Source organism: Pseudomonas sp. 28 E 9 (assembly GCF_900004785.1).
In the GTDB taxonomy this organism is placed as follows: domain Bacteria; phylum Pseudomonadota; class Gammaproteobacteria; order Pseudomonadales; family Pseudomonadaceae; genus Aquipseudomonas; species Aquipseudomonas orientalis_A.
The window spans coordinates 1-777 of record NZ_CVTK01000028.1 but is presented as its reverse complement, the minus strand read 5'-3'; the positions used below and the strand labels follow the sequence as shown (position 1 = coordinate 777).

General features: G+C 55.3%; 1 protein-coding gene and 1 pseudogene. Both read right to left on the bottom strand.

Going from position 1 to position 777, the window contains the following annotated elements; genetic code table 11:
* The coding region (locus tag BFQ00_RS28945) for a DUF6708 domain-containing protein (RefSeq protein WP_371914184.1) at window positions 1–185 on the bottom strand (185 nt) is incomplete at its 3' end.
* Window positions 186–592: 407 nt separating this feature from the next.
* Window positions 593–777: pseudogene (locus tag BFQ00_RS05770) on the bottom strand (hypothetical protein); the annotation flags it as partial.

Sequence of the window (777 nt, the reverse complement as noted above, 5' to 3'; positions counted from 1 at the left end):
ACGCTGCAGGCTTCGGCACGCAGGTTATCCCAGTCATAGACTTCGGTCCGAACGCCCCAGGCGGTGCGGCTGAAGGGTCTGAGGCCGTCGTGGTAAAAGCGGTAGACATAGACTTTGCGTCGGACGCGGTTGAAGCGGATGGGTTCGTCGCGGGGGGCTTCGGTGTCCATTCGCCAGATGAACACGCTTCCCCATAGGGGGATGATAAATCCGATGAGACCGAAGAAATGAAATACAAACGAGGGTATATCTCCAGTCGCTATTAGGATAACGATCCAAGTGACGGGAGGAATGAGAGCAAACAGAAACATACAAGGAGCCATCCAGACTCCAATCCCACGAGTCCGAACTGTGGCGCGTGCCAGTTCAAGATAAACATCGTCAACATGATTGGGCGGATTCGAAAGTACGGGAGGATACGGTTCATTGGAGGGCGACTCGTTTGGTCCCGGCAGATCGTGCTGCCAGCCAGGAGCAGGTTTATCGAGTAAAGGTGCTTTAAATACCATGATGAGCTGTTCCAAGTTCGGAGTGAGCGCCGCTTGTAATATTCAGCCTGTCGTATTGAGGCTGCTTCGGGTGATGGCTTTATTCAGGGCGCACTGCGTGACTCCAGGTCTATTTCGGCTGGCCACCGCACTTTGGGAGCCAAACGACGCGCGAGATTGAAGGTCACGTCTTCGTTGTTCCAATCGCGGGGCGGGTGGGGGAAGGTGGGCAGGGCTTGCGGGCCCTGTTGCATGAACAGTTGGGCCATGGCCCAGTACATTTCGCCTT